This window comes from Janibacter melonis (assembly GCF_003721155.3).
GTDB classification, from domain to species: domain Bacteria; phylum Actinomycetota; class Actinomycetes; order Actinomycetales; family Dermatophilaceae; genus Marihabitans; species Marihabitans melonis.
Genome location: NZ_CP044548.2, coordinates 602,622 through 615,867 on the forward strand (window position 1 = coordinate 602,622; position 13,246 = coordinate 615,867).

13 protein-coding genes are annotated in these 13,246 nt (G+C 73.6%); 6 read left to right on the forward strand and 7 right to left on the reverse strand.

All coding sequences use genetic code 11. The annotated features are described in order from the left end of the window. Both EEW87_RS02885 and EEW87_RS02890 read right to left on the reverse strand, forming a co-directional pair. Window positions 1–672 carry a response regulator transcription factor gene (locus EEW87_RS02885; protein WP_123091956.1) on the reverse strand — a complete coding sequence of 224 codons (672 nt, stop codon included), beginning with the start codon at window positions 670–672 and terminating at the stop codon, window positions 1–3. Then, a complete protein-coding gene (locus EEW87_RS02890; RefSeq protein ID WP_148041561.1) occupies window positions 669–1,898 on the reverse strand; it encodes a sensor histidine kinase in 1,230 nt (409 codons plus the stop codon). Before EEW87_RS02890 ends, EEW87_RS02885 begins: the two co-directional genes overlap by 4 nt. 141 nt (window positions 1,899–2,039) lie before the next feature. On the opposite strand from EEW87_RS02890, the gene EEW87_RS02895 reads away from it, so the two are divergent. Beyond that, window positions 2,040–2,966 carry an ABC transporter ATP-binding protein gene (locus EEW87_RS02895; protein ID WP_123091621.1) on the forward strand — a complete coding sequence of 309 codons (927 nt, stop codon included), beginning with the start codon at window positions 2,040–2,042 and terminating at the stop codon, window positions 2,964–2,966. Next, entirely contained in the window at window positions 2,963–3,685 is a 723-nt protein-coding gene (locus tag EEW87_RS02900) for an ABC transporter permease (RefSeq protein ID WP_123091622.1), read from the forward strand. Before EEW87_RS02895 ends, EEW87_RS02900 begins: the two co-directional genes overlap by 4 nt. Before the next feature lie 123 nt (window positions 3,686–3,808). Here the strand turns inward: EEW87_RS02900 and EEW87_RS02905 are convergent, their stop codons facing one another. Next, a complete protein-coding gene (locus tag EEW87_RS02905; protein ID WP_123091623.1) occupies window positions 3,809–5,401 on the reverse strand; it encodes an FMN-binding glutamate synthase family protein in 1,593 nt (530 codons plus the stop codon). 75 nt (window positions 5,402–5,476) lie between these two features. On the opposite strand from EEW87_RS02905, the gene EEW87_RS02910 reads away from it, so the two are divergent. The 4 genes from EEW87_RS02910 (at window position 5,477) to EEW87_RS02925 (ending at window position 9,479) form a co-directional block, all read left to right on the forward strand. Next, window positions 5,477–6,718, forward strand: a complete 1,242-nt coding sequence (locus tag EEW87_RS02910; RefSeq protein WP_163562364.1) for a lipase family protein — start codon at window positions 5,477–5,479, stop codon at window positions 6,716–6,718. A gap of 128 nt (window positions 6,719–6,846) precedes the next feature. Further along, window positions 6,847–7,407: an elongation factor P gene (gene efp / locus EEW87_RS02915; protein WP_068276228.1), complete on the forward strand. Its 561-nt coding sequence runs from the start codon at window positions 6,847–6,849 to the stop codon at window positions 7,405–7,407. Next, complete coding sequence (gene nusB / locus EEW87_RS02920) at window positions 7,408–7,821, forward strand: transcription antitermination factor NusB (protein WP_123091625.1); 414 nt, start codon at window positions 7,408–7,410, stop codon at window positions 7,819–7,821. 131 nt (window positions 7,822–7,952) lie between these two features. Continuing rightward, window positions 7,953–9,479: an AI-2E family transporter gene (locus EEW87_RS02925; RefSeq protein ID WP_225985041.1), complete on the forward strand. Its 1,527-nt coding sequence runs from the start codon at window positions 7,953–7,955 to the stop codon at window positions 9,477–9,479. A 35-nt stretch (window positions 9,480–9,514) separates the two neighbouring features. Here EEW87_RS02925 and EEW87_RS02930 read toward each other — a convergent pair whose 3' ends face one another. From EEW87_RS02930 to EEW87_RS02945, 4 genes are all read right to left on the reverse strand, one after another. Then, a complete protein-coding gene (locus tag EEW87_RS02930; RefSeq protein ID WP_068276219.1) occupies window positions 9,515–10,363 on the reverse strand; it encodes a MetQ/NlpA family ABC transporter substrate-binding protein in 849 nt (282 codons plus the stop codon). A gap of 85 nt (window positions 10,364–10,448) precedes the next feature. After that, window positions 10,449–11,150 (reverse strand): methionine ABC transporter permease, encoded by a 702-nt coding sequence (locus EEW87_RS02935; RefSeq protein WP_068276216.1) that lies wholly within the window; start codon window positions 11,148–11,150, stop codon window positions 10,449–10,451. Further along, entirely contained in the window at window positions 11,147–12,145 is a 999-nt protein-coding gene (locus EEW87_RS02940) for a methionine ABC transporter ATP-binding protein (protein WP_240341637.1), read from the reverse strand. Before EEW87_RS02940 ends, EEW87_RS02935 begins: the two co-directional genes overlap by 4 nt. 114 nt (window positions 12,146–12,259) lie before the next feature. Then, entirely contained in the window at window positions 12,260–13,216 is a 957-nt protein-coding gene (locus EEW87_RS02945; RefSeq protein WP_123091627.1) for a pirin family protein, read from the reverse strand. Between the last annotated feature and the right edge of the window lie 30 nt (window positions 13,217–13,246).

The window sequence follows — 13,246 nt, forward strand, 5'->3', positions numbered from 1 at the left end:
TCAGACCCGGTCGTCGCCGGCGTCGCGGACGACGAGCGCGACCTGCACGCGGTTCTCGACGTCGAGCTTGGTGAAGATCCGCCCGACGTGCGACTTCACGGTGGGCACGGAGAGGTAGAGCTGCTGCGAGATCTCGGTGTTCGACAGTCCCCGCGCGACCGCGCGGGCCACGTCGAGCTCGCGCTCGGTGAGCCGGCCCAGCTGCTCGCGGGCCCGGTCGCGCACCGGGCCCTGGCCCTCGCCGTCGGTCACCGCCGCGATGAGCTGGGCCGTGACCGTGGGCGAGAGGGTGGGCTCGCCCCGCGCGACGGAGTGGATCGCGGCGACGAGCGCGTCGGGGCGGGTGTCCTTGAGCAGGAAGCCGGCCGCCCCGACCTGCAGCGCCCGCAGGACGAGCTCGTCGGCGTCGAAGGTCGTGAGGACGAGCACCCGCGGCGGACGGGGTCGGGCGAGCAGGGCCTGCGTCGCCGCGATGCCGTCCATCCGCGGCATGCGGATGTCCATGAGCACGACGTCGGGCTCGTGCCGGGGCACGACCTCGAGCGCCTCGAGCCCGTCGGCGGCCTCGGCGACCACCTCGACGCCCTGGCTGCCGCCGACCATGAGGGTGAGACCGGCGCGCACGAGCGGGTCGTCGTCGACGACGACGACGCGGACCACCTCGCTGCTCATGCCGGCCACGGCAGCCGGACCTCGAGCGCGAAGCCGCCGCCGGGGCGGGCGCCCGCGCGGGCGCTGCCGCCGAGCAGCTCGGCCCGCTCGCGGATGCCGAGCAGGCCCAGCCCCGAAGGGGTGCCGGGCGGGGGAGGGCTCGCCGGGGCGATGTTGACGACGCTCACGAGGACATCCTCCCCGGGCGTGACGTCGACGCGCGCGACGGTCGGCGCGCCGGGGGCGTGCTTGCGCACGTTCGTCAGCCCCTCCTGGACGACGCGGTAGGCGGCCCGGGAGACCTCCTCGGGCACCTGGGCGACGAGGGTGTCGTCGTGCGCCCGTCCGCCGAGGGGGAGCACGAGGTCGACCGGGCCGTGCTCGCGCGCGTCGGCGACGAGCGCGTCGAGTACCGCGAGGGTCGGCTGCGGCGGCTCCTTCTCGGCGGCCCCGACGCCGGGGTCGCCGTCGCGGAGCACCCCGAGCACCGATCGCAGGTCGCGCATCGCGGCGCGCGAGCCGTCCTCGATGACGCGCGCGGCGTCCCTCACCTGGTCGGGGGTGAGGTCGGTGCGCGAGGCGAGGGCGCCGGCGTGCATCGTCACGACGGAGATGCGATGGGCGAGCACGTCGTGCATCTCGCGGGCGATCCGGTTGCGCTCGCCCGTGCGCGCCTGCTCCTCGCGGGCGTGCTGGGCGCGCTCGGCGGCCTCGGCCCGGGCGAGCAGCGAGCCGACGAGCTCGCGGCGTGCGCCGATGTAGAAGCCGATCGCGACGAAGAGCGCGGTGATGACGAGGCTGAGTGCCACGTACACGAGCAGCGGCATGCCGAGCTCGATGCTGCTGAAGAAGGCCTCGAAGACGAAGGTCGCCAGACCCGTGGGCGCGAGGACGACGACGACCTCGCGCCACCGACGCCGGGTCGCCAGCGACATGAGCGCGAGCATCGCCGGACCCGCGGCCACGGTGGAGAAGACGGAGACGAGCGAGAGCACGAGCGCGACGGCGACGGGCCAGCGCCGACGGAAGAGGACGAGCGGCGCGGTGAGCAGGCCGACGACGAGGTCGACCCAGAGCCGGGCGTCGTTCGCGGGGTCCCACGTCCAGGTCCCGTCGGGGAGGGTGCGGCCGAGCTCGCTGACCTGGATCGCGAAGAGGACGAGCGAGGTGAGCGCCACGACGGCCAGGCGCCACGTGTGGCCCCACCACGAGATGCGGGGCTGCGGGACGGGGGCGGGTCTGAGCACGTCCACCACAGTAGGCAGCCCGAAGCCGTGCCGGCAGCGACCCTGGGCTCGGGGAGGGGCGTGCGGGCCATACCCAGGTATGACACAGCGTCATCCGTCCGGCCGATGTGCTGCAGGTGGGTGCCGGGCGAGGCTGGAGCCATGATCCAGATCGAGCACCTCACGAAGCGCTACGGCTCCTTCACCGCCGTCGACGACGTCTCCTTCACCGTCGAGCCCGGCCGGGTCGTCGGCTTCCTCGGACCGAACGGCGCGGGCAAGTCCACGGCGATGCGCATGCTCGTCGGGCTCACGCCCCCGACCTCGGGCCGGGCGCTCGTCCACGGCCGGCCCTACCGGCTGCTCGAGCAGCCCGGGCGCCACGTCGGCGTCATGCTCGACGCCTCCGCGCAGCACCCCGGCCGCACCGGTCGTGAGGTCATCCGTCTCGCCGCGATCCAGATGGGCGCGCGCCGCGGGCGGGTCGACGAGGTGCTCGACCTCGTCGGGCTCACGCCGAAGGAGTCCTCGCGCCGGGTGCGCAACTACTCGCTCGGGATGCGTCAGCGTCTCGGGCTGGCCGCGGCCCTCGTCGGCGAGCCCGAGGTGCTCGTCCTCGACGAGCCGGCCAACGGCCTGGACCCGCAGGGCATCCACTGGATGCGCACGCTGCTGCGCGACTTCGCCGACGACGGCGGGACCGTGCTGCTCTCCTCGCACCTGCTGCACGAGGTGCAGGTCATCGCCGACGAGCTCGTGATGATCGGCCACGGCCGGGTCGTCGCCCAGGGCTCGGTCGAGGAGCTGCTCAGCGGGCGCGGGAGCCGGGTCCGCTCGGCCGACGACGACGCTCTCGCCGCGGCCCTGCGCGAGCAGGGTCTCGAGGTCACCGCAGCCGCAGGGGGGCTGCAGGTGGCCGGCGAGAGCGAGGTCGTCGGACGGGTGGCCCTGGCGGCCGGGGTGCCGCTCGTGTCTCTGGCCGCGGCGAGCGAAGGGGCGCTCGAGGAGATCTTCCTCGAGCTCACCTCGGCGCAGGCCCGCTCCGGGCACGACCAGGCGGCCCAGGACCGGGCGGAGGTGGCGGCGTGAGCGCCCTCGCCACGACCACCTACGTCGAGCTGCGCAAGATGGTGGACACCCGGGCGGGCCGCTGGCTGCTCGTCGTCATGGCCACGGTCGGCGGGGCGGCCGTCGCCGCCGTCGCGATCTGGGGCGATGCGCAGGAGCAGAGCCTGCAGACCTACCTCTCCTTCGCCGCCCTGCCGCTCGCCCTGCTCCTGCCCGTCCTCGGCATCATGTCCGCGACCCAGGAGTGGACGCAGCGCACGGGTCTGGTGACCTTCACCCTCGAGCCGCGGCGCGGCCGGGTCGTCCTCGCGAAGTCGCTCGCCGCGCTCGTCCTCGGCGTCGTCGTCCTCGCCGCCGCCGCGCTCGCCTGCGCGGTCGCGACGCTCTTCTCGACCAGCCCGCAGGCGTGGGACCTGCCGGGAGCGATGGCCGGCGGGGTGGTCCTCGCCATGGGGATCTACCTGCTGCAGGGGCTCGCCTTCGGCATGGTCTTCCTCAGCACGCCCCTGGCGATCGTCGCCTCCTTCGTCCTGCCGACCGTGTGGACGATCGTCTCGACGCTCAACGAGCGCTTCGAGACCGCGGCGAGCTGGCTCGACCTCAGCCGGGTCACCGAGCCGCTGCTCGCCGGGCAGATGGCCGGTGACGACTGGGGGCGTCTGGCCACCTCGAGCCTGCTGTGGCTGGGTCTGCCGATGGCGCTCGGCACGTGGCGGGTCCTCACCCGCGAGGTGAAGTAGGAGCCGGCCCGGCGCATCGAACCACCCGTGCGCCCGTCGTCCACAGGGGGACGGCGGGCGCACGGGTCTGCCGACGGGGTCTGCCGACGGGGTCTGCGCGGGGTGGCCCGTCGCGGCGCCAGGTCAGGAGGTCGGGGCGTCCTGGGGCCGGCGCTCCTCGGGCTCGACGAGGCCGCGCATGAGGTCGACGACCTCGTCGGTCAGGCCCGGCCCGAGCGAGCCCCACCCGTGCTCGTAGCCGTAGATCTCGCGCAGCGGCACACCCGTGCGCGCCTCGCTGACGAGCTCGATGTCGTCGGCGTCGACGAGCCCCGGGTGCCACACGCCGACGGCCTCGGAGACCTTGAGCAGGTCGCGGCGCAGGGTGTTGAGATAGCTCGCGAGACGCACGGCCTTGAGCTGCGGGTCGAGGCCGTGGGCCAGCCACGGCGACTGGGTCGCCACCCCGGTGGGGCAGTGGTCCGTGTGGCACTTCTGCGCCTGGATGCACCCGATCGACAGCATCGCCTCGCGCGCGACGTGGAGCACGTCGCACCCCATCGCCATCGCGACCATCGCGTTGTCGGGCAGGCCGAGCTTGCCGGCGCCGATGAAGGTCACGTCGTCGGCGAGCCCGGCCCGCGCGAAGGTCGCGTAGACGCGGGCGAAGCCGAGGCGGAAGGGCAGGGCGACGCTGTCGGTGAAGATCAGCGGGGCCGCGCCGGTCCCCCCTTCGCCCCCGTCGACGGTGACGAAGTCCACCCCGCGCTGCCGGTCGACCATCGCCTCGGCGAGCTGCTCCCAGAAGACGAGGTCGCCGACGGCGGACTTGATGCCGACGGGCAGCCCGGTGCGCTCGGCGATCTGCTCGACGACGTCGAGCATCGAGTCGACGTCGGTGAAGGCGGTGTGCCGCGACGGGCTCGCGCAGTCCTGCCCGAGGGGGATGCCGCGGATCTGCGAGATCTCCGGCGTGATCTTCGCCGCGGGCAGCATGCCGCCCAGCCCCGGCTTGGCGCCCTGGCTCAGCTTGATCTCGACGGCGCGCACGGGAGCCGAGGCGCACAGCTCGACGAGCCGCTCGATGTCGAAGCGGCCGTGCTCGTCACGGCACCCGAAGTACGCGGTGCCGACCTGGAACATGAGGTCGCCGCCCTGGCGGTGGTGGTCCGACAGACCCCCCTCGCCGGTGTTCTGGTAGGCGCCGGCGAGGGCGACCCCGTGGTTGAGGGCCTGGATCGCCGGACCGGACAGGGAGCCGAAGCTCATCCCCGAGACGTTGACGACCGACTCCGGGCGGAAGGCGTGCCGCCGGCCCCGCGGCCGGCCGATGACCTTGGCGGCCGGGACACGGACGAGGTCGTCGTGCTCCCCCTTCGCCCCGTGCGCGAGCGCGGAGGAGGGGGCGACGTCGGAGAAGGTCCGGTGCTTGATGATGACGTAGGACTCGCCGCGCTCGACGTCGTTGTCGGTCCCGAAGCCGGTGTAGTTGTTCTCGAGCTTGCTGCTCGCGTAGACCCACGAGCGCTGGTCGCGGCTGAAGGGCCGCTCCTCGTCGTTGCTCGTGACGATGTACTGGCGCAGCTCGGGGCCGACGCGCTCGAGGGCGTAGCGCAGGTTGCCCACGACGGGGTAGTTGCGCCGGATCGCATGGGTGCGCTGGGTGAGGTCGCGGGCGGCGACCGCGGCCACCGCGCCCAGACCGCCGAGACCGGCCCACAGGGGAGTGCGTGACATGCCCGCAGTCTGCCCCCGCGCAGGTGCGCGTGGGACGATGCGCCGGTCCATCTCCACGACGAGAGGCAGCCGACGGTGAGCCCGACCCCCGATCGTCCTGCGCGCACCCGCGTCCTGCTCGCGGCGCTGCTCGCCGTGGCCCTGCTCGCGGGCGCCGCCGGATGGTGGGTCGCGCGCGACGACGGCACTGCCGCCGACGTCGCGGCCGGGCTCTCGGGGGCACCGGCCGGCGCGGACTTCTACCGCGCCGACGCGCAGGAGATCCGCGACGGCGAGCACGGCAGCCTCATCTGGTCGCGGGAGGAGGCCGGGACCGGCCTCGAGGGGGCCCGCACCCACCTCGTCCTCTACCGCTCGGTGGGGGCGAAGGGCGAGCCCGTCGCGGTGTCCGGGACCGTCACCCTGCCGCCCGGCGAGCCGCCGGAGGGCGGCTGGCCGGTCATCTCGTGGGGGCACGGCACGACGGGGACGGCCGACACGTGCGCGCCCTCGCTCACCACGCTGCAGGGCCAGGCCCGCTTCTACACGAGCCTGACGCAGCGGGTGCTCGACACCTATCTCCAGCGCGGCTACGTCGTCGTCGCGAGCGACTACGAGGGGCTGGGCACGCCCGGTCCGCACCCCTACCTGCTCGGCGAGAGCGCGGGTCGGGCGATGACCGACATCGTCAGCGCCGCGCGCGAGCTCGACGACCAGGTCTCCGGCACGTGGCTGGCGGCCGGGCACTCGCAGGGCGGCCAGGCGGCGCTCTTCACCGCGCAGTCCGTCGACGGGTACGCCCCCGACCTCGACCTGCAGGGCATCGCCGCAATCGCGCCGCCCTCGCAGCTGCGCCGGGCCCTCACGACCTCGATCCGGGACGACCTCGACCGCTCGACCTTCCTCGGCCCGCTGCTCTCCTCCGCCGCCGCGGTCGCGGGGGTGCCGCGCGACCGGGTCTTCAGCGCCCGGGGTGTCGCCCTGCTGCCCCAGCTCGAGGACCGGTGCCTCGAGGGGCTGTCCGCGCAGGACTCCTTCGGCGGCGTGCGCACGGGCGACCTCGTCCGGCCGGGCGTCGATCTCACGCCGGTGGAGCGGGTCGTCGCCGACAACGACGCGAGCGCGCTCACCCCCGAGGTGCCCGTCCTCGTCGTCCAGGGCACGGCCGACACGACGGTGCCGGTGATCCTCACCGACGCCCTCGCCCGGCAGTGGCGAGCAGACGACGTCGACCTCACCTACCGGCGCGTCGCCGGCAAGGGGCACGTCGACGTGCTCGAGGACGCCCGCACCTCCGTCGACCGCTGGCTCGAGCAGACGGCCCCCGCCCTGCCCTGACCCCCGCACGCCCCGCCCGTCCCTCGCCCCACGCGGTCGGGGCCCGGGCCCGCAGCCGATAGGATGCACGACGTCCCGTGCGCGGGGGCTCCTCCCGCGCGACCCCGAGCACGAAGGCGCATCCCCACGTGGCTAGCACGAACGACCTGAAGAACGGCATGGTCCTCCGCATCGACAACCAGCTCTGGTCGGTGGTGGAGTTCCAGCACGTCAAGCCCGGCAAGGGCCCGGCCTTCGTCCGCACGAAGCTGAAGTCCGTCACGACCGGCAAGGTCGTCGACAAGACCTTCAACGCCGGCACGAAGGTCGAGACGGCCAACGTCGACAAGCGCACGATGCAGTACCTGTACAACGACGGCACCGACTACGTCTTCATGGACCCGGACACCTACGACCAGATCCCGGTCCCGCCCGAGACCGTCGGCGATGCCGCGAAGTACATGCTCGAGAACCAGGAGGCGGTCGTCGCCCGCCACGACGGCTCGGTGCTCTTCATCGAGCTGCCCGCCTCGGTCGTCCTCGAGATCACCTACACCGAGCCGGGCCTGCAGGGCGACCGCTCCACCGGTGGCACCAAGCCGGCGACCGTCGAGACCGGCGCCGAGATCGCGGTCCCGCTCTTCGTCGAGCAGGGCACGAAGATCAAGGTCGACACCCGCGACGGCAGCTACCTCGGCCGCGTGAGCTGAGTGGCGGCTCGCACCAAGGCCCGCAAGCGCGCGCTCGACCTCCTCTTCGAGGCCGAGTCGCGTGGCCTCAACGTCTCGACCCTGCTCTCGCAGCGGGTCGAGACGCCGGTGACCGAGCACCCGCTGCCCGACTACACCCGTGAGCTCGTCGAGGGCGTCGTCGCGCACTGGAAGGACATCGACGAGCTGCTGTCGACGTACAGCCAGGGCTGGAGCGTCGAGCGCATGCCCGACGTCGACCGCGCGATCCTGCGCATCGGCACCTTCGAGGTGCTGTGGTCCGCGGACGTCCCGGAGTCGGTGGCGATCGCCGAGGCCAAGGCGCTCGCGACCGAGCTGAGCACCGACGAGTCGCCGCGCTTCGTGCACGGCCTGCTCGCCCGGATCGCCGAGGTCAAGCCGACCCTCATCTGAGCCGGCGGGCCCCCTCCCGGGGTCCCGCCAGCCCCGCCGCAGGCCGCGCCCGACGATCCGGGCGCGGCCTGCGGCGCGTCCCGGCACCGCGCTGGCGCATGCTGGACCTACCGACCCGACGAGGAGCACGCATGGGAGCCCACCGGGCCACCGAGCACGATGGTGACGACGTCACCGAGACCACGCCCGACGACGAGACCCGCCGCAACCCCGGGGCACCGGATCTCGCCGCCGACACCGCGGTCGCGGCGACGGCGGGGGAGCGGACCCGCTCGATGGCCGCGCCCGGCACCGAGCGCCCGCCCCTGCCGGGCATGGAGGACACGACCAACCGCGGCGTCGACCGCGGGGTGATCATCGGCCAGGGGCTCGCAGCCCTCGCCCGCTGGTCCGTGCGCGGCATCGTCGTCGTCCTCGCGCTCGCCGGCTTCCTCTACCTGCTCGGCCGGGTGTGGGTGGGGGTCTTCCCGCTCGTCCTCGCGCTGCTCGTCACGACCGTCCTGTGGCCCCCGACCGCCTGGTTGCGCCGGCACGGGGTGCCGGCGGCGCTGTCGGCCATCATCGTGCTGCTCGGCTCGCTGGCGGTCTTCGCCGGCGTCATCGCGGCCATCGCGCCCTCGCTCGTCGACCAGTCCGGCGAGGTCGCGAGCGCCGCGAGTGGCGGGCTCACCGAGCTGCAGGACCGGCTCGGCGCCCCGCCCTTCAACGTCGACAGCACGACGGTCGACGAGCTGGTCTCGCAGGCCCAGGAGTGGCTGCGGGCGCGCTCGGGCGACATCGCGTCCGGCGTCTTCACCGGGGTGAGCGTCGTCGGCAACGCCCTCGTCACCCTGGCCCTCGTCCTCGTCCTCGTCTTCTTCTTCCTCAAGGACGGGCCGAACTTCCTCCCCTTCGTGCGCCGCGTCTCCGGCCGTACCGCCGGGCGCCACCTCACCGAGGTCTCGGTCCGGTCGTGGAACACCCTGAGCGGCTTCATCCGCACCCAGGCCATCGTGTCTGCGGTCGACGCCGTGCTCATCGGCACCGGGCTCGTCGTCATGCAGGTGCCGCTCGCCTTCGCGCTGGCCGTCCTCACCTTCTTCGGCGGCTTCGTGCCGATCATCGGTGCGGTGACCGCGGGCGCGCTCGCCGTCCTCGTCGCGCTCGTCTCGCAGGGCCTGACGACCGCGCTCGTCGTGCTCGCCATCGTCCTGGCCGTCCAGCAGCTCGAGGGCAACGTCCTGCAGCCGCTGCTCCAGGGGCGCTCGATGCAGCTGCACGCCGGCGTCATCCTCCTCGCCGTCGCCGCGGGCAGCACGCTTTTCGGCATCGTCGGGGCCTTCCTCGCCGTGCCCGTCATCGCGACCGTCGCGGTCGTCATGCGCTACATCAGCGAGCAGGTCGACCTGCGCACCGGCGACCTCCATGCCGACGAGGTGCCCGTGGCCACCAAGGACGGAGAGATCTCCGCGCGTCAGGGCGAGCTCGCCGCGGCGGGCTACGTCGACCAGCCCGACGCGACGACCCTCGCCGAGGAGCTCACGTCAGCGCGTGAGGCCCAGGACGAGGGTCGTCGGGGTCGGTCGGGCGTCGGCTCGCGGCTGGCCCGCACGGTGCGCTCGGCCCGCGCGGCCTGGCGCGAGGACGAGAGCCGCGCGGGGTCCGGCGCGAGCAGCTAGCGGCTGAGCAGGCCGGAGCTCAGCAGGCCGGGAGCTCAGTAGGCCGGGAGCACCGAGCCGTCGGACCAGGTGTCCTCGATGTACTTCTTCACCTCGGGGGAGTGCAGCAGGGTGTCGAGCTCCTTGAGGGCCGGGTTGTCCTCCTGGCCGGCCTGCACGGTGAGGAAGTTCGCGTAGACGTTGCCCTCGGCCTTCTCGACGAGCAGGGCGTCCTTCGTCGGGCTGAGGTCGGCCTCGATGGCGTAGTTGCCGTTGATGACCGAGGCGTCGAGGTCGTCGAGCGAGCGCACGAGCTGGGCCGGGTCGGTCTGCTTGAACTCGAGGTTCTTCGGGTTCTCGTCGACGTCGTAGAGCGTGGCCGAGGTCGCGTCGACCCCGTCCTTGAGCGTGATGAGGTCGGCGTCGGCGAGCAGCTGGAGCGCGCGGCCCTGGTTCGACGGGTCGTTGTTGATGCCGATCTGGGCGCCGTCGGGCAGGTCCTTCACGTCCTCGACCGAGGTGCTGTACAGCGCGAAGGGCTCGTAGTGGATGCCCTCGAAGTGCGCGAAGTCGTAGCCGCGGTCCTTGACCTGCGCCTCGTAGTACGGCAGGTGCTGGAAGTAGTTCGCGTCGAGCGTGCCCTCGGAGAGCTGGACGTTGGGCTGGACGTAGTCGTCGAAGACGGTGATGTCGAGGTCGAGCTTCGCGTCGGGGGCGAGCTCCTCGTCGACGTACTCGAGGATCTTCGCGTGCGGGGTCGAGCTCGCGCCGACGGTGAGCGTCGTGACGCCGTCGGAGCCGGCGGCCGGGCCCTCGGCGTCGTCGCTGCCCGCGCCGCAGGCGCTGAGCGCCAGGGCGGCGCCGGCGGTCAGGGCGAGCAGGCGGGTGGTGCGGGAGGCGGTCATCGTCGTGCCTTTCGAGGAGATGGGTGTGGCGAAGGGGTGGACGCGGCGCTGCGTCCCGGGAGCCCGGCCCGGGGGCCGGGGCAGGTCAGCGGTGGTCGACCCGGCGGGCGAGCGCGTCGCCGAGCATCTGGACGAGCTGGACGAGCACGAGGAGCAGGACGACGCAGGCGATCATCACGTCGGACTCGAAGCGGTTGTAGCCGTACGTCATGGCGACGGCGCCGAGACCACCGGCGCCGATCGCGCCGGCCATCGCGGTGTAGCCGATGAGCGCGATGACGGTCGTCGTCATGCCGGCGACGAGCCCGGGGCGGGCCTCGGCGAGGAGCACCTTGCGGGTGAGCTCCCAGCGGGTGGCGCCCATCATCGTCGCGGCCTCGACGGTCCCGCCGCTCACCTCGCGCAGAGAGGTCTCGACGAGCCGGGCGTAGAAGGGGATGGCCCCGATCGTCAGCGGCACGCACGCGGCCTGCCAGCCCACGGTCGTCCCGACGAGGAGCCGGGTGAGCGGGATGATCGAGATCATGAGGATGAGGAAGGGCAACGAGCGGCCGACGTTGACGACCGCGCCGACGGCCCGGTGGACCGCGGGGCTCGGGCTGATCCCGCCCGGCGAGGTCTGGTGGAGCAGCACGCCGACGGGGATGCCGACGAGCGCGGTGAGCAGCGCGGCGACACCGGTCATCGCGAGGGTCTCCCACGTCGCGGTGAGCAGCCCCTCGCGGATGACGGGGTTGTCGAGCCAGCGGCCGTCCTCGAGCGGGACGAGGGCGAGAGCGGGGGTCATGCCCGGGCCTCCTGCAGGGTGCGCTCGGCGAGGTCGCGGTCGCTGCCGACGGGCAGCAGCAGGCGAGCCCGGCCGAGGGTGACGTCGTCGATCGTCTCGATCGTCGCGGCGTGGACGCGCGCGGGCATGCTCGCGGCGCGCAGGGTGGTGAGGGCCTGCTCGAGCTCGTCGGGCCCGCCGTGCCCGAGGGTGACCTCGACGACGCGGTCGGCCTCGTCGGCCGCGGGCACTGGCAGGGGCAGCAGGTCGCGGTGGACCTGCGTGGCGGGGTCGGCGGCGAGCGCGGCGATGGGACCGCTCTCGGTGACCCGGCCGTCCTGGAGCACGGTGACGACGTCGCAGATCTCGCGCACGACGGAGGGCTCGTGGGTGATGACGACGACGGTGATGCCGAGCTCGTCGCGCAGGTCGGACAGCAGCGCGAGCACCGAGCGGGTGGTCGCGGAGTCGAGCGCCGAGGTCGGCTCGTCGCAGATGAGGATGTCGGGCCGGGTGGCGAGCGCGCGGGCGATGCCGACGCGCTGCTGCTGCCCGCCGGAGAGCTGCGCGGGGTAGCTGTCGCCGCGGCCCGCGAGCCCGACGAGCTCGAGCAGCTCGGCGACCCGCGTGGCCCGCTCGGCCGCCGGACGCCCGGCGATCTCGAGGGGGAGGGCGATGTTCTGCGCCGCGGTGCGCGAGGAGAGCAGGTTCGCGTGCTGGAAGACCATGCCGAAGCGCCGGCGGAAGGCGCGCAGCTCACCGCCCCGCAGCCCGGCGACGTCCGTGCCGTCGAGGTCGACGTGACCGGAGGTCGGGGTCTCCAGACCGGTGATCGTGCGGATGAGGGTGGACTTGCCGGCGCCGGAGCGGCCGATGATCCCGTGGATGGAGCCGCGGTCGACGGTGAGGTCGATGTCGTCGAGCGCCCGGACCTCCCCGGCCCGGGTGCTGAAGCTCTTGCTCAGGGACCGCAGCCGCAGCAGCGGCGTCGGGCTCGGGGTGGGTGTCTCGATCACGAGAGACATAATGCGGCGTTATGGGTTCCAGAACCAAATCGGGGGTTGACACGCCCGCTCGTCCGTGGGTGTAGGTCGGGAGGTGCCCGCCGCGCGGCGCCGCGGAGGTGGTGCTCAGGCGGGCAGACGGCCCCGGCGGTTCCTCGCCCGCAGTCGTACGGGTGGCAGCGGGGGTGCCGGGATGCGCGTGCGCTCGCCGTCGTACCCCGGGACGGTGCCGAACTGCTCCGAGCCCGCCTCGTAGGCCTCGCGGTAGGCGACGACCTCGTCGTGGGTGCGCCCGACGAAGTTCCACCACATGACGACCTCCTCCTCGAAGGGGGTGCCGCCGATGAGGACGAGCCGGGCACCGCTGTCGCCGGCGACGAGACGCACCGAGCGGGGGCCCGGGTCGAGGCAGGCCAGGTCGGCGGGCGAGAGCGCGACCCCGTCGACGCCCACCTCGCCCTCGTCGAGGAGCACGCCGTGCTCGAAGGCGGGGTCGACGGCGAGGTCGAGCGCGGCACCCGGGGCGAGGTCGAGCTGGGCCCCGAGCAGCGGGGTGCTCGTGCGCACGGGGGAGACGTCGACGTCGGGCAAGGTGCCGAGGAAGACGAGCGCCGTGCCGGCGCCGCCGGGCAGCGGGACCGCCTCCGGGGCGTGGTGCTCGAAGCCGCGCCCGCCGTGCCGGTCGGCGTCGGGCAGGGCGACCCAGAGCTGGACGCCGTGGAGGCGCTCCGACTCGTCGGTGCTCACCTCGGAGTGGGCGATGCCGGACCCGGCGGTCATGAGGTTGACCTCGCCGGGCAGGACCCGGGCGCTCACACCGGCGCTGTCGTCGTGCTGCACGACGCCCTCGAAGAGCCAGGACACGGTCTGCAGGCCGGTGTGCGGGTGCGGGGGCACGTCCATGACGCGCTCCCCGGGCCCGACGGGGACCGGGCCGTAGTGGTCGACGAAGCACCACGCCCCGATGAAGGAGCGGTCGCGGTGGGGGAGCGTACGGCGCACGGTGAGGGCGCGCTGGCCGCCCAGGGGGACCTCGCGGCCCGCGAGCACCTGGACGTGCCCCGTCTCGTCCTCGCCTGCCATGTCCTCAGGGTAGGCCCCGGGCCCGGGCGT

Coding starts and splice junctions, on each gene's coding strand:
- EEW87_RS02930 (WP_068276219.1), bottom strand. CDS start 10,363: ATGACCGCCTCCCGCACCACCCGCCTGCTCGCCCTGACCGCCGGCGCC.
- EEW87_RS02885 (WP_123091956.1), bottom strand. CDS start 672: ATGAGCAGCGAGGTGGTCCGCGTCGTCGTCGTCGACGACGACCCGCTC.
- EEW87_RS02895 (WP_123091621.1), top strand. CDS start 2,040: ATGATCCAGATCGAGCACCTCACGAAGCGCTACGGCTCCTTCACCGCC.
- EEW87_RS02945 (WP_123091627.1), bottom strand. CDS start 13,216: ATGGCAGGCGAGGACGAGACGGGGCACGTCCAGGTGCTCGCGGGCCGC.
- EEW87_RS02935 (WP_068276216.1), bottom strand. CDS start 11,150: ATGACCCCCGCTCTCGCCCTCGTCCCGCTCGAGGACGGCCGCTGGCTC.
- EEW87_RS02905 (WP_123091623.1), bottom strand. CDS start 5,401: ATGTCACGCACTCCCCTGTGGGCCGGTCTCGGCGGTCTGGGCGCGGTG.
- EEW87_RS02925 (WP_225985041.1), top strand. CDS start 7,953: ATGGGAGCCCACCGGGCCACCGAGCACGATGGTGACGACGTCACCGAG.